This is a genomic window from Allobosea sp. GW821-FHT09G06 (genome assembly GCF_059416005.1).
In genome coordinates this window covers 1806741-1825079 of record NZ_JBWKOI010000001.1, presented here as the reverse complement: position 1 = coordinate 1825079, position 18339 = coordinate 1806741, and the positions used below count along the sequence as shown (strand labels likewise).

16 protein-coding genes and 2 tRNA genes are annotated in these 18339 nt (G+C 67.7%); 6 read left to right on the top strand and 12 right to left on the bottom strand.

The genetic code is table 11. From position 1 onward, the window contains the following. The first annotated feature begins 60 nt into the window (after positions 1-60). Positions 61-3489 (top strand): hypothetical protein, encoded by a 3429-nt coding sequence (locus AC07NY_RS08960; protein WP_494583331.1) that lies wholly within the window; start codon positions 61-63, stop codon positions 3487-3489. 9 nt (positions 3490-3498) lie between these two features. Here AC07NY_RS08960 and AC07NY_RS08955 read toward each other — a convergent pair whose 3' ends face one another. The 4 genes from AC07NY_RS08955 to AC07NY_RS08940 form a co-directional block, all read right to left on the bottom strand. Then, the gene (locus AC07NY_RS08955; protein WP_257732267.1) at positions 3499-3843 is read right to left on the bottom strand and encodes a lipid-A-disaccharide synthase N-terminal domain-containing protein; all 345 of its coding nucleotides are present in this window, start codon (positions 3841-3843) and stop codon (positions 3499-3501) included. Next, on the bottom strand, positions 3843-4586 hold the full coding sequence (locus tag AC07NY_RS08950; protein WP_494583329.1) for a glycosyltransferase family 2 protein: 744 nt from the start codon (positions 4584-4586) through the stop codon (positions 3843-3845). Before AC07NY_RS08950 ends, AC07NY_RS08955 begins: the two co-directional genes overlap by 1 nt. A 93-nt stretch (positions 4587-4679) precedes the next feature. Beyond that, complete coding sequence (locus tag AC07NY_RS08945) at positions 4680-6377, bottom strand: ArnT family glycosyltransferase (protein WP_494583328.1); 1698 nt, start codon at positions 6375-6377, stop codon at positions 4680-4682. A gap of 215 nt (positions 6378-6592) precedes the next feature. Further along, positions 6593-6850, bottom strand: coding sequence for a hypothetical protein (locus tag AC07NY_RS08940; protein ID WP_494583326.1), 258 nt, complete (start codon positions 6848-6850; stop codon positions 6593-6595). Positions 6851-6955: 105 nt separating this feature from the next. Here AC07NY_RS08940 and AC07NY_RS08935 point away from each other — a divergent pair, with 105 nt between their 5' ends. Next, positions 6956-7243 carry a hypothetical protein gene (locus AC07NY_RS08935; protein WP_494583324.1) on the top strand — a complete coding sequence of 96 codons (288 nt, stop codon included), beginning with the start codon at positions 6956-6958 and terminating at the stop codon, positions 7241-7243. A gap of 4 nt (positions 7244-7247) precedes the next feature. Here AC07NY_RS08935 and AC07NY_RS08930 read toward each other — a convergent pair whose 3' ends face one another. Further along, positions 7248-8258, bottom strand: coding sequence for a hypothetical protein (locus AC07NY_RS08930; protein WP_494583322.1), 1011 nt, complete (start codon positions 8256-8258; stop codon positions 7248-7250). 44 nt (positions 8259-8302) lie between these two features. Beyond that, entirely contained in the window at positions 8303-9289 is a 987-nt protein-coding gene (locus tag AC07NY_RS08925; protein ID WP_494583320.1) for an extracellular solute-binding protein, read from the bottom strand. Between the two features lie 111 nt (positions 9290-9400). On the opposite strand from AC07NY_RS08925, the gene AC07NY_RS08920 reads away from it, so the two are divergent. Both AC07NY_RS08920 and AC07NY_RS08915 read left to right on the top strand, forming a co-directional pair. Next, on the top strand, positions 9401-10444 hold the full coding sequence (locus tag AC07NY_RS08920; protein WP_494583318.1) for an ABC transporter ATP-binding protein: 1044 nt from the start codon (positions 9401-9403) through the stop codon (positions 10442-10444). Then, complete coding sequence (locus tag AC07NY_RS08915) at positions 10441-12114, top strand: ABC transporter permease (protein WP_494583316.1); 1674 nt, start codon at positions 10441-10443, stop codon at positions 12112-12114. Before AC07NY_RS08920 ends, AC07NY_RS08915 begins: the two co-directional genes overlap by 4 nt. A gap of 414 nt (positions 12115-12528) precedes the next feature. Here AC07NY_RS08915 and AC07NY_RS08910 read toward each other — a convergent pair. From AC07NY_RS08910 to AC07NY_RS08895, 4 genes are all read right to left on the bottom strand, one after another. Continuing rightward, a tRNA-Arg gene (locus AC07NY_RS08910) sits at positions 12529-12605 on the bottom strand. 31 nt (positions 12606-12636) lie between these two features. Next, positions 12637-12942 carry an ETC complex I subunit gene (locus AC07NY_RS08905; protein WP_047574221.1) on the bottom strand — a complete coding sequence of 102 codons (306 nt, stop codon included), beginning with the start codon at positions 12940-12942 and terminating at the stop codon, positions 12637-12639. Positions 12943-13008: 66 nt separating this feature from the next. Next, positions 13009-13085 (bottom strand) — tRNA-Pro (locus AC07NY_RS08900). Positions 13086-13192: 107 nt separating this feature from the next. Beyond that, positions 13193-13675: a DUF192 domain-containing protein gene (locus AC07NY_RS08895; protein WP_494583314.1), complete on the bottom strand. Its 483-nt coding sequence runs from the start codon at positions 13673-13675 to the stop codon at positions 13193-13195. Positions 13676-13878: 203 nt separating this feature from the next. Here AC07NY_RS08895 and AC07NY_RS08890 point away from each other — a divergent pair, with 203 nt between their 5' ends. Together AC07NY_RS08890 and AC07NY_RS08885 are read left to right on the top strand one after the other, a co-directional pair. After that, positions 13879-15708, top strand: coding sequence for an aq_1923 C-terminal domain (locus AC07NY_RS08890; protein WP_494583313.1), 1830 nt, complete (start codon positions 13879-13881; stop codon positions 15706-15708). Beyond that, positions 15698-16411, top strand: coding sequence for a CatB-related O-acetyltransferase (locus AC07NY_RS08885; protein WP_494583312.1), 714 nt, complete (start codon positions 15698-15700; stop codon positions 16409-16411). Before AC07NY_RS08890 ends, AC07NY_RS08885 begins: the two co-directional genes overlap by 11 nt. Here the strand turns inward: AC07NY_RS08885 and AC07NY_RS08880 are convergent. Both AC07NY_RS08880 and AC07NY_RS08875 read right to left on the bottom strand, forming a co-directional pair. Beyond that, positions 16383-17435, bottom strand: coding sequence for an acyltransferase family protein (locus AC07NY_RS08880; protein WP_494583310.1), 1053 nt, complete (start codon positions 17433-17435; stop codon positions 16383-16385). The two genes, AC07NY_RS08885 and AC07NY_RS08880, sit on opposite strands and share 29 nt — an antisense overlap. After that, positions 17432-18313: a glycosyltransferase family 2 protein gene (locus AC07NY_RS08875; protein ID WP_494583308.1), complete on the bottom strand. Its 882-nt coding sequence runs from the start codon at positions 18311-18313 to the stop codon at positions 17432-17434. The genes AC07NY_RS08880 and AC07NY_RS08875 overlap by 4 nt, the downstream gene beginning before the upstream one ends. Positions 18314-18339: the final 26 nt, after the last annotated feature.

The window sequence follows — 18339 nt, the reverse complement described above, 5'->3', positions numbered from 1 at the left end:
TATGGTTGACGCGCTAGCGTGCCGAAGGGCCGCTGCGTTCTCCGGACGCGGCGAGGCCCAGTGTCGCGTTGGGTCGAGTATCACGGTTTGCGTCTGTCGCGCTCCCTCGCCTTCGGTATCGGGCTGGCCGCTCTCGCGCTCGCCGCCGGCCTGGAGACGCCTGCCCTGGCGGCCGGCGCGAGCCTGCGTGGCGAAGCCATGCCGGCCGGCTTCGGCCGCCTGTCCCTGACCTTCGACGAGCCGATCCAGACCCGCATCCGCGTCGCCAACGGCGTGCTGATCGTCGCCTTCGGCGGCCAGGTCCAGGTCGATGTCGCGCGCATCGCCCGCGAATTGCCGAACTACGTTTCGGTCGCCCGCGTCGACCCCGATGGGCGCGGCATGCGCTTCGCGCTGACCCAATCCTACAAGGCCAACCTGATCGAGGCCGGCGACAAGGCTTTCATCGATCTCCTGCCGCAGAACTGGTCCGGCGTCATGCCCGGTCCGCCGGCGGAAGCCCTCGCCGAGCTGACCGAGCGCCTGCGCCTCGCCGAGGTCCGGGCGAAGGAGGCCGCGCGCCAGCCTGCCACCCCCCCGGCCGTGCTGACGATGACCACGGCCAGCCTGCCGACGCTGGACCGCCTGATCTTCAAGGCTCCCGCCGAGACCAAACTCACCGCCGACCTGTCCAACGGCAGCCTGAAGCTCGTCTTCGACCGGCCGATGAATGTCGAGGCCGGCGCGATCCGCAGCGCCCTGCCCACCGATATCGGCCTCACCGGGCTCGATGCCGGCAAGGAAGCGCTGAGCCTGACCCTGTCCCTGCCGAAGGACTGGCAGATCCGCAGCTTCGACGACGAGACCGGGCTGGTGGTCGACCTGCTGCGCCCCGTGAAGCAGGAAGCGCCATCGCTCACCGAGCTGGCAAAGCCGCCCGTGCCGACACCCCCGGCAGCGGCGGCGCCAGCCGAGCCTGCCGCGAAGCCCGCAGCAATTCAGCCGGCTACGCCCCCAGTGCAGGCCGCAGTTGCAGTGCCAGCGGCCCCCGAAGTGCCGCCGGGTCCCGTCGTGGTCAGCGCCGACGGCAAGCGCCTCAACTTCCGCTTCACCCGCCCCACGGGTGCCGCCGCCTTCCTCGATGCCGGCGTGATGACGCTGGTCTTCGACACCCGCGACACGATCGACCCCGCGAAGCTCGCGGGGGTGATGCCGAAGCTGATCGAGGACAGCTCGGTGACGCGCGAGGGCAAGGTCACCCTCGTGAAGCTCAGGCTGGCCGGCCAGCCGCTGGCTCGCCTGTTCGACAACGGCCCGGCCTGGTCGCTCGACCTCGGCGAGGATGCTGGCCGTCCCGCCGCCCCGGTCGAGCCGCAGCGCAGCATGGACGAGCGCGGCCAGACCATCGTCGCAGTGCCTCTCGCCGGCCTCACCGGCATCCACTGGCTGGAGGCCGGCCCCGCCGGCCTGCCCGTTGCGGTTGCGACCGCGACCGGCCCGACCCGGCTCACACCCAAGCCCTACCAGTTCGTCGAATTCGGCCTGCTCCCGACCGCGCAGGGCCTGGCCGTCCAGGCGCATGCCGACGACGTCGCCGTGCGGGCCGGCACCGAACAGGTCCGCATCGGCCGCAGCGGCGGGCTCAACGTGTCGCTCGATATCGGCGACCCCACCCACAAGGCCGAGGAGAAGACCGAGAAGCGGAAGGTCGCACCGCTGCTCGATGGCGATGCCTGGGCGGAGTTACGCGGCGGCAACCCACTTGAGCGCGCCCGTACCCTCCTGCTCGACGTCACCGACGCGTCGCGCGGCCGCAAGTCGGACGCCCGGCTGGCACTCGCCCGCTTCTATGCGGCCCATGGCTTGATGCCCGAGGCCGCCGGCCCACTGAATGCCATGCTCGCCGACGACAAGGCGATGCGTGGCAATCGCGAGGCGCTCTTCCTCAGGGGCGTCATCGCCACCGGGATGTATCGCGACCAGCAGGCGCTGGCGGCCTTCGATGCAGACCCGATCAAGGACGATGTCGAAGTTGGGCTTTGGCGCGCTTTGGTCGAGCAGCGCATGAATCGCGATGCGCAGGCGCTCGTCGGCTTCCGCCGGGCCGAGGCCGTCATCGACCGCTACCCGGCCGATCTGCAGGGCGTGTTCCGCGAGGCGACGGCACGTGCCGCCCTGGCCCAGCAGGATATCGCTGTCGCCGAGCGCCAGATCCAGGCTTTGGCCGACATGCCGCGCGGCAGCTTCGACCAGGAGCATCTCGCCCTGCTCCAGGCGCGGCTCGACGATATCAGCGGCCGCCCGGAAGCCGCGATGAACGGCTACAAGTCGCTCTTCGAGGCCAAGAGCCGTCCGATCGCCGCCGAGGCGCAGTTGCGCGCCGTCAAGCTGGCCGATGCCGAGAAGCGCACCGACATCAAGGCCGACGAGGCCATCGCCCGGCTGGAGACCGTCTCCGTCATCTGGCGCGGCGGCAGGCTGGAGATCGAGGCCCTGGCCGAGCTCGGCCGGCTCTATGGCGACCAGCAGCGCTGGCGCGACGCCTTCATGGTCGCGCGCCGCGCCAACGAGAACTTCACCGAGGACCCGCTGACCCGCCGCATGCATGACGAGACGGCGCAGCGCTTCGCCGAATTGTTCAGCGGCAGCGGCCTCGGCAAGCTGCCGCGCATCGAGACGCTGGCCCTGTTCTACGATTTCAAGGAATTCCTGCCGATCGGCCGGCGCGGCGACGAGATCACCCGCCTGCTCGCAGACCGGCTGGTGGAGCTCGACCTGCTCGACCAGGCAGCCGAGATCCTCAAATACCAGATGGACCGCCGCCTCAGCGGCGCGGCGCGTTCCACGGTCGCGGCACGGCTTGCCATGATCAACCTGATGAACGGCAAGCCCGCCGACGCGGTGCGCGCGCTCAACACGACGCGCATCGTCGAACTGCCGGCCGACGTCAAGCGCGCCCGCCTGCTGCTGGAGGCCAAGGCGCTCTCCGACCTCTCGCGCACCGATCAGGCGCTCGAAATGCTGGAGGCCGAGCGTGGCCCCGAGATCGACCGGCTGCGCGCCGACATTTACTGGACCGGCCGCCGCTGGCGCGAGGCGGGGGAGGCTTACGAGCGTCTGCTCGGCGAAACCTGGCGCGGCGATGGCACGCTCAATGACAGCGAGCGCGCCGATGTGATGCGCGCCGGCGTCTCCTATGTGATGGGGAGTGAGAACCTGTCGCTCGACCGGCTGCGCAGCAAGTTCGCGCCGAAGATGGCCCGTGGCGCCGATGCCCGCACCTTCGCCTTCATCACCGGTGCGGACCGGACGCGCGCCGCCGACATCCGTGAGATGGCGCGCGCCACCGCCAATGCCGACACGCTCTCGGAGTTCCTGAAGGCCTATCGCGAGCGCTATCCGGACTATTCGGCCGCAATGCGCAAGCCGCAGGCACCTGCCGCCGACAAGCTGCCCTCGCCCGCCGATGGTGCAGCGGCCGAGCCCGGAGCGCCGCCCTCGCGGAGCTGAAGCCGAGCCCTAGCCCGGCCCGGAATTAGTATCCTCGCCGCGCGCCCTGGCGCGCAGGACGAATTGCAGGTTGCGGATATAGACGAAGACGCCGAAGCCCTGGCCGAGGATGAAGACCGGGTCGCGCCGGTAGAGCGCATACATCAGCAGCAGGGCGCCGCCACCGATCGAGAACCACCAGAAGGTCATCGGCACGACCGAGCGCCCGGCCTTCTCACTCGCCAGCCACTGCACGACGAAGCGCATGGTGAAGAGCCCCTGCGCGACGACACCGAGCAGGACCCACCAGTCGATATTGTTGACGAAGACGTCGTGGAAATAATTGCCGATGGTCTGCTGCAGGTCGATGAGCATCACATCGTCTCCGAGACGATCTGGGGCACGCGCTTGCGCCGCCGGATCAGCCACCAGACACCGGCGAGATCGAGGATACCCACCCAGAGCCGGTCGAAGAAGCCGTAATTCGAGACGCCGGTCAGCCGCGGCCGGTCGCGCACGTCGACATGCAGCACCTTGTGGCCCTCGCGCGCCATCAGCGCCGGCATGAAGCGATGCAGCGCGTCGAAATACGGCAGGGCGAGATAGGCCTCTCGGCGGAAGCATTTCAACCCGCAGCCGGTGTCGCGCGTATCGTCCTTCAGCACGCGCACGCGCACGCCGTTGGCGATCTTCGACTGCCAGCGCTTGAAGCCGGTATCCTTGCGCCCGACGCGCTGCCCCTGCACCATCCCGGCCTGGAGCCCGGCCTTCTGCAGGGCTTCGACCATCTCCGGCAGGAAGGCCGGATCGTTCTGGCCGTCGCCGTCGAGCGTCGCGACGATCGCCGAGCGGGCATGGCGCACGCCGCTGCGCACGGCCGCGCTCTGGCCACAGGACTGAGCATGGGCGACGACGCGCAGCCAGGGCCGTGTCGTCGCGAGCTCGGCCAATGCGGCGGCCGTGCCGTCGGTCGAGCCGTCATTGACGTAGACGACCTCGAACGGGCCGATTCCCGCGCAGGCCTTCTCGATATCGGCGACGAGCGGCGCGATGTTGCCAACTTCGTTGCGCACCGGCACGACGACGCTGAGCAGCGGATGGGAAGAGGTTTCGGTCAAAGGATAATCATCCAGAAAAACGGCCCGCAAATTGCGTCAGCTTAGCCGAGAGGGCAAGGGTTTCGCGCAGAAGGGTTTCGGGCGCAATGGTTCTCACCTGGGCGAGTTTGCGAAGACGGCGATCTCCAGCTTGCGCCCGCCATTCAGGTTGAAGCCGTTGATCGTAGTCACGAGCCGCGGCTTCATGGTTTGGCTCGCCAGCGCCGAATTGAAGTCGTTGGCGAAGCGGCTCTCGACGAAGGCGACGCGGCAGCCGGGCTGGCTCAGGAACGCCGCCGCATCGGCGCCGCTTGCAGCCATCGTGAGCTTCGTGCCGGTCAGGAAGACGAGGCTCGGCTCGCGATAGCCGAGCGTCAACACGGCCGGTTCGGCGCAACCGGCGGCCTTGACCGTCTCCGCCAGACGCGGCGACAGCTTCAGCGAGCGCAGGCTCTCGATGGCGAAGGGATAGACGGCGATGGTCAGCAGCAGGCTCGCCGGCACGCAGCGCCAGAGCGCACCCTCGAAATCCTGCCTGCGGAAGGCCGCGATGACGCTGATGCCGATGAGCAGAACGAGCGCGAAGAACGGCAGCGCGAACCAAGGCACGGCCCGGTCCAGCGTCCAGTTGCCGAACAGGATCGTGCCCATCAGCGCCAGCGGCACGATCACGACGAGGCAGGCGGTGAGCACCGCGCCGCGCCGGTAACGGTTGATGCCGCCGTTGAGCACGGCGAGCAGCAGCAGTGCGGTGATCGCCGGATAGAGCGGCAGCACGTAATGCGGCAGCTTGGTCGGCACAGCCTCGAAGACCAGCCAGGACGGCACGATCCAGGCGATCAGGAACAGGATCTGCGGCTCCCTGCGGCGCACCCAGGCGAAGGGCACCGCCATCGCGGCGAAGGCCGCCGCCGGCCAGTAGGTCGCGAAGAAGACGACGAGATAGAGCCCGGGCGGCCCCCAATGCTTCTCCTGCCCCTCGGCGACCTTGCCGAGCATGTCCTGGCCGACGCTGTCGGCAAAGAAGCTGCCACCGGTCTTGATCATGATCGCCGCGAACCAGGGCAAAGCAACGATGAGGCAGAGCAGCAGGCCGGCGCCGAAGCGCAACGGCTTCAGCCAGCGGAAGGAGCGCTGGCTTGCGCTCAGCACGAGGATGGCGAGGCCCCAGACCATCGGCACGATCGGCCCCTTGATCAACAGGCCGAGCGCGGTGGCGCCCCAGAACACCAGCCAGTTGCGCCGGTCCGGCACGAAGGCGAGCGAGCGCGTCCAGTCGAGCCAGGTCCGCGCCAGCGCGCCCATGGTCGCAACGGCGCAGGCGGCGAGCAGTGCATCGGTCTTGGCGATGCGCGCCTCGACGCCGAGCAGCACGGCGGCCGCCATCAGCGCCCCGCCGAGCAGGGCCAGCGGCGGCGAGAGAAAAGCCAGCAGCGCCCAATAGGTCAGGAGCACGGTCGCGGTCGCGCCGATCAGCGAGGGAATGCGGTAGAGCCAGATCTGCGTACGCGCCTCGGGCACGCCGAGCGCCTCGCCGGCCTTCACCGCCGCGCTCTGCAGCCAGTAGATGCCGACCGGTTTCTTGTGGCGCGCCTCGTCCTGGAAGCGGATATCGACGAAATCGCCGCTCTCCAGCATCTGCTTGCTGGCCTGCGCGAAGCGCGGCTCGTCGCGGTCGAGCGGCTGGAGCGTGCTGTATCCGGGCAGGAAGGCGGCGAGCGACAACAGCAGGAGGAAGATACAGGCCCGCAGATGGCTGGCCGAAGCCGCTTCCTTGAGGCGGTCAATCGCTGGCGTGAGCGAAAACATCATTCATCCCCGCGGCTGCCGGCCGCAACTATACAGAATGCCGGCTGCCGCCCGATGGCGGGCCATTCAGGCACGATCAAGGCGGTGCCGCGCGGGGTTTACGCTGCCGGGCCATGGTCGGCAAGCGTCGAAGGCTGATGGAGCCCATGCGGGGGTGGACCGCATCATGAATAGCGATGCAGCCGAGCGCCCTCGGCTGCCCCAGTGTCCGATCTTCGTCAGTCGATCGACGCCTTGTTGTCGATACGGATCGCCTGGACCATGCGCGGTGACAGGGTCATGGCCTGCTCAGACGCGGCCACGGCGGGATCAGCCGCGACCGACAGGCTGACCGGCAATTCGCAAGCCGCCCTGGGGCTGAGCGCATAGGCGGACCCCAGCGCCGGCAGGCTGGCCGTCTTGACGAAACCGGGCTCGGCCAAGGCCGGGGACGAAAGAGCCGCCGCAAGGGCGGTGATGGCAACGAACCGCAACATGGTTGCTCTCCGCGTTTTCCCCCGCTCTCACAACGTGGCAAGGCGGCGCCTGTTCCGTCGGACGAAAGCCAGGCTATGCTCAGCGGGAATGGGAGAAGGCTCGGCATGGCGCGCCTGCTGACCAAGGCATTGCTGACAGGCCTCGTTGGCCTCGTCATCGGCCCGCTTCTGGGCCTGATCTGGGTCTTCGGCCTGATGCTGTTCGATCCGAAATGCGGCCCCGGCGATTCCGGCGGCTGCGCCATGGGCCTGCTGACGGTGCCGGTCGCCCTCGCCCTGCCGAGCTTCGTGCTGTTCGCGCTCGCCAGCCTGATCCGGAACCTGTGGAAGCTGCGCCCGCGCGACCCCGCCGCCACGATCCGTAAATTGCGGAATTGGGGCCGCGAAGACTGACCCCTCAGCGGTCGAAGGCGATTCCGAGATAGGTCCGGTCGTCGGTCCAGCTATCGGCCCCGGAGCCCTTCACGCTGGCATAGGGACCGATCTTGTCGGGATCGATCCGCTCGACCTCGGCGAAGCTGGCCTCCCATGCCGCCACTCCGAAGGGGTCCGGCTCGGCGAAATACCCGTCGCTGAACAATTCGAACGTCGCGACCTCGGTAGCGGGATAGTCCGCCGTGAAGACATGCCGATCAGCGATGGCGAAACCGTCGAGCACGCCATAGCCGAGATCGCTCGTGGGGTGATTGGAGAAGGCGCGCTGGCCGCTGATGCCGCTATCGACCAGCCGCTCGATCTCGGCCCGATCGATCGTCGGCATCTCCTCCTCGCAGAGGCGCAGCACATGCGCCCTGATCGTGGCGCAGGCCTCCGCGCCCAATCCGGCCGGTGGTTCGCGCAAGCCGTTCCAGACGGCATCCTCCGAGATCGCGCGCTGAGGCAGCGGATCGGCCCGCACCCTGCCGAGATGCGCCCAGCATTCGCGCCGGATCAGCGCCGTCACCCGGTCGAGCGGCTTCTCCTCGACATGGCGGATCGTTCCCAGCGCCTTCCCGCCGAGCCGAATCCCGGAATCGCCGACCGAGACCAGTTGCAGCGCCGGGCCGTCATGATAGCCCAGCGCCAGCGTGCAGCCGATCCGGGAGGCGGGATCGGCCGAGGCCTTGTCCAGCAGGCCATGCGCCGCATAGCCCGCCCGCAGGGCATCGCCCAAGGCCTGGACCAGCCTGCGCACACGCTCCGGCCCGCCGCGAACGCTCAGGTCCTCGTCGAGCAGGAAGCGGGAGACCTCCGTCGCCACCAGGCCGGAAGCGAAACGCCCGGCCCGCATGGCGCCGAAGCGGCGCCCGCTGCGGTCGGTCACCCCGTCGATCACGGCATAGCCGCGGCCGGGCAGGATGACGACGCTGTCCTCGTTCTCCTCAGGGTTGGCGAAGCGCTTGCCGAGGCTGAAGCATTCGATCTGCATGGTCGTCGTCGTATCCGGCTGTCAGCGTATGCCCGTCGCCCCCGTCAGTTGCCGGTCACCTGGCGCCACTTCTCGATCAAGGCCTTGGTGCCGCCGAGTTCCTCGACGGACTTGAGCTTGACCAGGGTCAGTTCGGACAGCGGCTTCACATCGCCCGGCGCGGCGACGTCCTTGCGCACCGAGCGCCGTCCGGCTTCCTTGACCAGCGCCTCCTGCGTCTTCTTCGACAGGGCCCAGTCGATGAAACGCTTCGCCGGCTCCGGATTGGGCGCGCCCTTCAGCATCGCCACGCCGTCGGGCGAGGTCGTGGTGCCGTCCTCGATATAGGAGATCTTCACCGGCGCGCCGCCGGCGACATACTCGAGCGCGTTGTCCTCGAGCGTCAGGCCAAGCGGCGCCTCGCCATCGGCGACGAAGCGCGGCACGGCGCCGGAGCTGTCGGAGAAGACGAAGTTCTTGGCGAGCTTGCCGTAATTCTCCCAGCCCTTGTCACCGCCGGCGGTCAGCACCGTCGTCATCTGCTGGAAGGCCGAGCCGGAATTGTCGACGCGGGCCGAGGCGACCTTGCCCTTCCATTTCGGGTCGGAGAGCGCAGCCCAGGTCTTCGGGACGTCGGCTTCCTTGATCATGCGATTATTGACCATCAGCACGTAGATGACGGTCGTGTAGGGCGTCCAGGCCGGGTTGCTGACGAAGCGCTCGTCGATCGCGCCCTGGTCCTTCGGCGCATAGGGCGCGAGCAGGTCGGCATTCTCGCCCAAAAGCGAGCCGGTGACGCTCCAGATCACGTCGGCCTTCGGCGCGGCGGCCTCGGCACGGGCACGGCGGAAGACGTCGCCGGAACCGAGTTGCACGACCTCGGCCTTGATCCCGGTCTCCGCCTCGAAGAGCGGGATCATCTTCTGCACGATCGAGGATTTGTGGGCGGTGTAGAGCACGACCTTGTTGTCGGCAGCATGGGCCGCTCCCGCGGCGCCAAGCAGCCCCGCCGCGAGCAGAATGCGCCCGACCCAGATTTTGCGCGACGTCATGATGTTCCCGATCCTCTCCCAGGGCGTCGATCTGTGCCGACGATGATGAGCCATCTTGCCGTCCAATCGCGGCCATGCGCAACTAGGGGAAAGGGGAGATTCTTTGCCGGCATGGCTTATTTGAACGTCGAAGGCGCGATCAAGCGCTACGGGGCTACGACGGCATTGAACGGCGTGTCCTTTTCCGTCGCCCAAGGGGAGTTCTTCACGCTGCTCGGCCCGTCCGGCTGCGGCAAGACGACCTTGCTGCGCTCGATCGCGGGCTTCTCGCAATTGTCGGAGGGCAAGGTCTCGCTCGCCGGCACCGATCTGCTGGCTGTGCCGCCGCACAGGCGCGATATCGGCATGGTCTTCCAGGACTATGCGATCTTCCCGCATCTGACCGTCGCCGAGAACGTCGCCTTCGGCCTCAAGGCGCGCAAGGTCGCCGCGTCCGAGATTCGCGACCGCGTCGCCGAGGCGCTTGCGACCGTGCGCCTCTCGGCGCTGTCCGAGCGTCTGCCGGCTGCGCTCTCGGGCGGCCAGCAGCAGCGCATCGGCATCGCCCGGGCGATGGTGGTCAAGCCGCGCCTGCTCCTCATGGACGAGCCGCTCTCCAATCTCGACGCCAAGCTCAGGCTCGACCTGCGCGACGAGATCCGCGACATCCAGCGCACGATCGGCATCGCCGCGATCTACGTCACCCACGATCAGGAGGAGGCGCTCGCCATCTCCGACCGGATCTGCGTGATGGATGGCGGCTCGATCGAGCAGATCGGCACTCCCCAGCAGATCTACGGCCAGCCGGCGACGCGCTTCGTCGCCTCCTTCGTCGGAACGATGAACCTGCTCGCGCCCTCCGCCTTCGGCCTGCCGGATGTGCCGGGCGTGGCACAATGGGCCCTGCGGCCAGAACGTCTGCGTCTCGCCGAGGCCGGAGCGGCCGGACACGGGGCCTCCGCCATCACCGGCGTGGTCGAGCATTTCACCTATCTCGGCCGCGAGGCCCATCTCACGGTCCAGGCGCAGGGACACCGGCTCGTCGCGCAGATCGCCGCTCCTCCCCCGGACCTCGTCATCGAGGCCGGTCGCGAGATCAGGCTCGGCTTCGACCGTGCCGACCTGCACGCTTTCGATGCCGCAGGCCGGCGTCTCCAGACGGAGCTTGCGGCATGAGCGCGGTCGCCGCCCCGGCCAGGCGCATCGGCTGGCGCCCGGATTTCTGGACGCTCGTCGCGGTAGGAGCCTGGGCGATCCTGATCGTGCTGCTGCTCATCCCGCTCGGCCTCGTGCTGGTCTCCAGCTTTCGCGACGAGAGCGGTGCTCTCACCCTGGCCAACTGGCAGCGACTGTTCACCAGCACGCGTTACTTCAACGCGCTGATCAACACGCTGATCGTCGGCTTCGGCGGGCTGGCCGGCGCGCTCCTGCTCGGTTCGGTCATGGCGTTCTGCATGGCCCGCCTCCGGATCAAGGGCGGCCGCTTCGTCTCGATGATGGCGATCCTGGCGCTGGTCTCGCCGCCCTTCATCGGCGCCTATTCCTGGATCGTGCTATTCGGCTCGGGCGGCATCGTCCGGCAGACCCTGATGGGCTGGGGCATCTTCATGCCGCCGATCTACGGCGTCTGGGGCATCCTCATCGTCTTCGCCTTCAAGTTCTATCCATACGTCTACTTGCTGACGTCCGGCGCGCTCGCCAACATCAATCGCTCACTGGAAGAAGCCGCTGAGAATCTCGGGCTGACGCCGTTCCAGCGCGTGATGAAGATCTCCTTCCCGCTGGTCCTGCCGGCGCTCTCGGCTGGCGGCCTGCTCGCGCTGATCCATGCGATCGCCGATTTCGGCACGCCGCGCCTGCTCGGACGCGGCTTCAACGTGCTCGCGACGGAGGCCTACACCGCCTATTCCGCCGAGATCGGCTCCAATCTCGGCATGGCGACCACGCTCAGCCTCGTCCTGATCCTGATGTCGATGATCTTCGTCTTCATCCAGCGCTACATGTCGCGGCGCAACGTCTACCACAGCAACCTGATCAACCGGCCGGAGAAGATCCAGCTGCGTGGCTTCGCCAATGTCGCGGCCCATGCGGCGGTCTATTTCATCGCTTTGGGCGGCGCGATGCCGGCGATCATCGCGGCGATCTACTCGATCCGGAAGACGAACGGCCCGGTCTTCCAGCCCGGCTTCGGCCTTGAAAGCTATACCCGCATCATCGCCACGCTCGGCGACGTCGTGCGCAACTCGCTCGTCTTCTCCGGCGTCTCCGTGCTGCTGATCGTCGTCATCGGCACGCTGATCGGCTGCCTCGTGGCAAGGCGCAACACCGCCCAGAGCTCGCTGCTCGATGCGACCCTGATGGTGCCCTATGTCATGCCGGGCATCGTCGTCGGCGTCGCCTTCATCGCGGCTTTCAACACGCCGCCGCTGGTGATGACCGGGACGGCGGCGATCATCATCCTCTCCGTCTTCATCCGCCGCCTGCCCTATGCCGTGCGCTCCTCGGCGGCGGCACTGCGGCAGGTCGGGCCGAGCATGGAGGAGGCCGCGATCTCGCTCGGCTACAGCCCGGTCCAGGCCTTTCTCAAGGTCACGATCCCGCTGATCCTGCCGGGCATCGTCGCCGGCGCGATGCTGTCCTTCGTGACGGCGGTCAACGAGCTTTCGTCATCGCTCGTGCTCTATGTCGGCGGGACGATCACGATGCCGGTCAAGATCTACATCGCGATCAACGACGGCGACTACGGCACGGCCGCCTCGCTCTCGACGATCCTGCTCGTGCTCAGCGGCACGGCGATCTACCTGGCCTTCCGCCTGCTGGGCCGCGACGAGCGCGCCCTGCTCTAGGCGCGATCTGCCACGCGGTACGTCGCATTCTCAAGGGAATGACGAGACGGGTCGCCCGCTACTCCGGGTAGATCGCTCCGCCGGAGCGTTCCGCCCGTCTGTCCTGATCCCGCTTCCAGTCGCGATCTGCCGTCATTAGGCAGTTCGCGTAGCCATCCGTTCCGCGGGCGAAGCCATAGCTGTCGCAACTGGCTTCATCTTGCGAGCGACGATCACTCTGGCCGGCACAGCCGGCGGAGAGCAATGCGAGTGTAAGAACGATTGTTTTCCGCATGCCCGGGAAGCTGAGCGATGAGGCTGGCGAAAACGTGACCGCCTCCGGTCTAAGAGGCAAGCCCGGGAATCACCTTGTCTGGTCGTTCCGGCACAGCCGCGGCGGCGGATGCTGTTCCCGCTTCGGTACAGCAGGGAAAATGGCGAGCCCGGCAGGATTCGAACCTGCGACCAGCAGCTTAGAAGGCTGCTGCTCTATCCATCTGAGCTACGGGCCCGAAAGCGAGGGAGCGCCCTCGCCTGTCGGCTTCAATGCGTCCACTGACCGACGCGCGTGAACTTGAAATTGTCGGAATAGGAGACCGTGCGGCGCTTGGCCTCGTTGGGCTGCTCGACGCGATAGGCGATGCCGTTGCGCGTGGCATACGCGACCGCCTCGGCCTCGCTGTCGAACCAGAGCTTGAGCTGGCTCTTCATGTCCGAGGACGAGGTCCAGCCCATCAGCGGCTCGATCTGGCGCGGCGCCTCCGGCTCGTATTCAAGCAGCCAGCGCTCGGTCTTGGCCGTGCCGGACTGCATGGCCGTGCGGGCCGGGCGATAGATGCGTGCGGTCATGAAAGCGCTCTGCCGTCACCAAGATCCCTGCAGCCCGTGCATCGGGCTGCCGTAAAACGTTTCCAGTGGTCGGGGCACCAGGATTCGAACCTGGGACCCTCTGCTCCCAAAGCAGATGCGCTACCGGGCTGCGCTATACCCCGACGGCACTCGAAACGTTGCGGTTCGCTATCATGCCACAGGCTGAACCCGCAAGCGAAAGCCAATCATCCGGCATCAGGCTTGTGCAGCGACGCAGCCGCCGCCCGCGTCAGCGTTTGAACAGGGCGTGCTCGACCTTGTCTCCCGCCTTGATGCCGAGCTGCTTGCTGACGCCGCCATTGATCTCCAGCACGGAGAGCACCGGCTCGCCCGATGGAATCGTCCGCGTCGAGAGCGGCTCGGTGCGTTCGGCGATACGCGCGATCGTGCCGTCGGCTCGGATGAACAGCATATCGAGGGAAATGTAGGTGTTCTGCATCCACATCGCCACCGGCTCGCTGGCGGCGAAATCGAACAGCATGCCGCGGTCAGTCGGCATGTAGTTGCGGAACATCAGCCCCTTCGCCCGCTGGTCCGGCGTACGCATCACCTCGACCTGGAAAGCGTGGCGCGTGCCGCCGCTGACGATGACGAGCGATTCGAGGCCCGCTCCTCCGACTGCCGCCGGCTGGCCCTGCGCCTGCAATCCGGCCGGAGCGAGTGCGATCAGCGCCAGCGCAAGGGCGGCGAGAACGGTTCTGACGGCATGCATCGCTTTGGACTCCGTGGCGGCCATGGCCTTCGTGCTCTAGAAGCGGCCGATGGCAAATCTTCGGCAGATGGCCGCGTTCGCCGCCTTTCGGTCAAGCCTTTCGTCATCATATGAATGCGGGATGCCAGGCCGCATCGGCTGACGGCTTTCTTTCGTCATCCGCTTGCGGCAGTTTCGCCGGATTAGAGAACCAGGAGATATCCATGATCGCTGCGCGCCCTCGTCGGACGACGCATCTCGCCGGCACGGCTCTGGCCGCCGTCTTCCTGACCTTCGCGTCCTCGGCCTGGGCCGCCGATTTCCAGCTCGACAATGTCAGGATCGACCTCGGCAAGCTGGTGATCAACGCGCCGAAGATCGCGGTCAAGGGCTCGACCCTGGAGAAGGACGCCTTCCTGGCCTTGTTCACCGGCAGCGGCGAATCGGCTGCCGGCCGGGCAGCCAAGCTGAACGCGGCCGAGATCAGCGCGCCGGAACTCTCGCTGGTGCAGACGGTCGGCGACCAGAAGCAGACGACGACCTATCGCGACATCCGCCTCAGCGATATCCGCGAGGGCAAGGTCGGCCGCGGCGAATCGGCCAGCGCCAGCATCACCGCCGACGGCGCCGCCACCGGCCCGATGAAGGGCGAGCTGAAGCGCACCGCCTTCGACGCCTTCGACCTGCGCCAGATCACCCGCGTCCTGACCGAGAAGGCCGCGCCCGGCACCAATGAGGCGATGCTGCCGATCATCGGGAATTTCGAGCAGGACGGCTACAATCTGGACATGGGCAAGGCCGGCAAGATGTCGCTCGGCAAGACGACGGCGCGTGGCTTCGCCGCCAAGGTCGGCCCCGAGCCGCTGCTCGACGTGATGTCCCGCTTGGCGGCCGCCAGCGAGGAGGTCGAGCGCAAGCAGGGCGACAAGAAGGCCGATGCCGACAAGTCCCCCGCGAAGACCGAGGCCGAACGGCAGCTCGGCCTTTCCGTGCTCGCGCTCTTCGACATGTTCGAATACGGCAGCGGCGAGGCGCGCGACCTCGTCATGAATGTGAGCCCACCGCCAAAGGCCGGGGCCAAGGGTGACCCCGTCGACATGCGGATCGCCCGCATGGCCTTCGGCGAGAGCACCCCGGCGAAATCCGGCTTCGTCATGGAAGGCTTCCAGTTCCGCTCGGGCGAAGCCAAGGGCGGCATCGATTCGATCGGCTATTCCGGCTTCGCCTTCGGCTCCGTCATTCGCGAATTGCGGGCCGCGCTGGCCGAGCCCGACAAGCCGATCGACGAGGTCGATTTCCGCCGCTTCATCCCGACCCTCGGCACCATCCGGCTCGCCGGCATCTCGATCGATGCGCCCGCGATCATCACCGGCAAGGAGCCGATCAAGATCTCGCTCGGCACCTTCGAGATCAAGGCGGGCGAGCAGCTGAACGGCATCCCGACCAGCCTGGCGCTGACGATCAACAACCTCGTCACCCCCGTGTCCGAGGCCACCGGCAACCCGGCCGCCAAGGACATGATCGCGATGGGCATCCGCACGCTCGACCTCTCGGCCAAGCTCGACCTCGCCTGGGAAGCGGCGAAGAACGAGATCGCGATCCGCACGCTCTCCTTCGGCAGCGCCGGCCTCGCCCAGATCGAAGCCTCCGGCACGCTCGGCAACGTCACCAAGGACCTGTTCGCCAGCGATCTCGCCCTCGCGCAGGTCGCCGCGCTCGGCGCCACCGCCCGCAACCTGCAGGTCAAATTGCAGAATTTCGGCCTGGTCGAGAAGCTGATCGAGAACGAGGCGCGCAAGTCGAAGCGCAAGGTCGAGGATGTCCGCCAGCAGTTCACGATGGTCGCGAGCCTCGGCCTCGCCGCGATCCTCGGCCCCTCCGACGGCGCCAAGAGCGTGGCGGCCGCCGCCTCCCGCTTCGTCGCCAAGCCGGGCACGCTCACCGTCGCCGCCAGCGCCCGATCGGCGGCGGGCCTCGGCCTCGCCGACATCATCACCATGACGGAGCCGACGGAGATCTTCGAGAAGATCGATCTGAAGGCCGATGCGCAGTGACGACCAGGGCGCGTTAGCGCCCGAGGACAGCGACTGGCGCCCATCAGGCCTCGAGGCCTGGTGGGCGGGCCTGCCGCAGGTTCCCCGAGGCTGGCTGCGCAAGCGCCTGAACCCAGACAACCAGACCCGGCTGCACCTTGCGAAGCTCGTCGCAAGGCGGCCGGGGCAAATCACGATCAGCCCCTATACCTATGGCCGCCCGAAGGTGCGCTTTCCCGAAAGCGGCGCCCGGCTCGTCATCGGTCGCTATGGCTCGATCGCCGATGGCGTCGAAATCCTGCTCGGCGGCAATCATCGCCTGGACTGGGCGACGACCTACCCCTTCCCCGCCCTGCTTCGGCTCTGGCCGCAGGCCGCCGGAATGAGCGGCCATGACACGACCCGCGGCGATGTCGTCATCGGCCACGATGTCTGGCTCGGCTCGCAATGCATGATCATGTCCGGCATCACCATCGGCCACGGCGCCGTGGTCGCGGCGCGCGCGGTCGTCACGCGCGACGTGCCGCCCTACGCGATCGTCGCCGGCAATCCGGCCCGCGTGGTCAGGCTGCGCTTCGATGAGACTCGCATCGCCGCACTTCTCGAAACGGCATGGTGGAATCGCCCCAGCGCCGAGATCGAGCCGCTGATCCCGCTGCTGCTCTCCGAGCGGATCGACGATCTGCTGGAAGCGCTCAGGAAGCGCCCATCAGCCGGCGTTTGAGCCCGAGCGCCGGCTTCTCGACCAGATACCAGGACAGCGCTGCCACGACGACGGTCACGGCCAGCGACGGCCAGAGCAGCGCCACCGCGCCAAGCGACGGGAACAGCGCGTGCAGCGCCTGCTGCACCGGCCAGCCATATAGATAGACACCGTAAGAGAGATCGGCCGGCGGCTCGACCGAGCGCCGCGTCAGGGCCGGCGCCAGCGCCAGTACGAGGACGCCCCAGGCTGTGACGAGATAGAGCGCCGCCTTGTAGAGCGGCGTGAAGGAGAGCGGCACCAGCGCGAGCAGAGCAATCGCCAGCAGCGGCAGCGAAAGCGGCACCTTCTCGCGATAGAGATAGACCACGCCGCCAGCGAGAAAGATCAGCGGCAAGCGCAGCGCCGTCTCGGTGCCCTTCGAACCATGCGGCGCCATGACCTCGCGCAGGATGACGGCAAGCGTCAGCACCAGGAGCGCCGCCAGCGCGAGGCGCGGCCGCGCCAGTATCCCGGCAAGGCCGGCGACGAGCACGCCGAGATAGCACAGCGTCTCGTATTTCAGCGTCCACACCGTCCCCAGCGGGAAGGGCAGCGGGTTGGTCTCGAACACGCCGGGCAAGGCCGCCGCGCTCTTGAAAGTGGTGAGCGTCCCCGAGATGAAGCGCCAGAGCCGCGGGTCGCGGAAATAAGCGGAGAGGTCGAGCGTCGTCATCAGGGCGCCGAGGACAAGCGCGACGATCAGCGTCGCCGCCATCAGCCCGGGCGCGATCCTGAGCAGGCGCGCGACGACATAGTCGCGCCAGCCGCGCCGCACGAAACTCATCGTCACCAGGAAGCCGGAGACCGCGAAGAAGCCGTTGACCGCATGCTCGCCCAGCGTGAAGCCGGTGGTCTGGAACCAGGGCTCCTGCTCCACCCGCCCGTCGGTCACGCTGAAGGCATGCGACACGACCACGGCGAGCGCCATGACCAGCCGCAGCAGGCCGAAATTATTGTGCGGGTTGGCGAGCGCCTCCGCGACCGTGGGCCGGGCCCGGCTCATGGCATCTCCCCCAGCCCTTCATGGGCGAGCGCCGTCTCGCCACGCCGCCAGGCACGCGCACCGGCTGCGGAGCCCGCATGCGCGAACATCTTCTCGCGCTTGAGCAGCAACCCGTAGCCCGCGGCCTTGCCGGCATTCTCCAGCATCCGGATCGGCCCCGGCCCGGCGAGCCCGTATTTCCGGGCGATATAGTGCTCGGACCAGGCGAGGTGCCAGCGCGCCTTGAAGCGCCGCTGCGGCGACGGCGCCGTCGAGCGGCCACGGCCATGACGCGCCTCGGCTTCATGGACATGGACGAGCGCGTGACCGGCGTCGCGCATGCGCCGGCACAAGTCGTCATCCTCGTAGAACAGGAAGATCGCCGGGTCGAAGCCGCCGAGCGCGACGAAGACCTCGCGCCGGATCAGCAGGCAGGCCCCCGACAGGAACGGCAGACAGGCATCGCCCACGGGGATCGCCATCGTGCCTGAGCGGTTGAGATGAGGCGGGGACAGCAGCGAGCGCGGCTGCAGGAAGATGCGGCCGGACGGCTCGACGATGCGCGGTGCCAGCATCCCGGCATCGGGATAGCGTTCCGCCGCAGCGAGCAGCGCCGCAGCCGCTCCCTGCCCCAGTTCCAGATCCGGATTGACGATCAGTACATAGGGCGTCTCAGTTGCCGCGACGCCGATATTGTTGGCGCGTCCATAACCTTCGTTGCGGGCATTCGCGATCACCCGCGCGCCTTTGGCCTCCGCGATCGTGCGGCTGGCGTCGCCGCTGGCATTATCGACGACGATTGTCCGCACGCCCTCCCCGGCCAGCGCATCGAGGCAGGCGGGCAGGACCTCGGCGCTGTCAAAGCTGACGACGATGGCGGTGATGGCGGCGGCGGGCATTGCCGCCTTGTGGCCTTGTCGGGAGG

Coding starts and splice junctions, on each gene's coding strand:
- AC07NY_RS08875 (WP_494583308.1), bottom strand. CDS start 18,313: ATGCCCGCCGCCGCCATCACCGCCATCGTCGTCAGCTTTGACAGCGCC.
- AC07NY_RS08905 (WP_047574221.1), bottom strand. CDS start 12,942: ATGACCGCACGCATCTATCGCCCGGCCCGCACGGCCATGCAGTCCGGC.
- AC07NY_RS08935 (WP_494583324.1), top strand. CDS start 6,956: ATGGCGCGCCTGCTGACCAAGGCATTGCTGACAGGCCTCGTTGGCCTC.
- AC07NY_RS08890 (WP_494583313.1), top strand. CDS start 13,879: ATGATCGCTGCGCGCCCTCGTCGGACGACGCATCTCGCCGGCACGGCT.
- AC07NY_RS08945 (WP_494583328.1), bottom strand. CDS start 6,377: ATGATGTTTTCGCTCACGCCAGCGATTGACCGCCTCAAGGAAGCGGCT.
- AC07NY_RS08955 (WP_257732267.1), bottom strand. CDS start 3,843: ATGCTCATCGACCTGCAGCAGACCATCGGCAATTATTTCCACGACGTC.
- AC07NY_RS08915 (WP_494583316.1), top strand. CDS start 10,441: ATGAGCGCGGTCGCCGCCCCGGCCAGGCGCATCGGCTGGCGCCCGGAT.
- AC07NY_RS08895 (WP_494583314.1), bottom strand. CDS start 13,675: ATGCATGCCGTCAGAACCGTTCTCGCCGCCCTTGCGCTGGCGCTGATC.
- AC07NY_RS08925 (WP_494583320.1), bottom strand. CDS start 9,289: ATGACGTCGCGCAAAATCTGGGTCGGGCGCATTCTGCTCGCGGCGGGG.
- AC07NY_RS08880 (WP_494583310.1), bottom strand. CDS start 17,435: ATGAGCCGGGCCCGGCCCACGGTCGCGGAGGCGCTCGCCAACCCGCAC.
- AC07NY_RS08920 (WP_494583318.1), top strand. CDS start 9,401: ATGGCTTATTTGAACGTCGAAGGCGCGATCAAGCGCTACGGGGCTACG.
- AC07NY_RS08930 (WP_494583322.1), bottom strand. CDS start 8,258: ATGCAGATCGAATGCTTCAGCCTCGGCAAGCGCTTCGCCAACCCTGAG.
- AC07NY_RS08885 (WP_494583312.1), top strand. CDS start 15,698: ATGCGCAGTGACGACCAGGGCGCGTTAGCGCCCGAGGACAGCGACTGG.
- AC07NY_RS08940 (WP_494583326.1), bottom strand. CDS start 6,850: ATGTTGCGGTTCGTTGCCATCACCGCCCTTGCGGCGGCTCTTTCGTCC.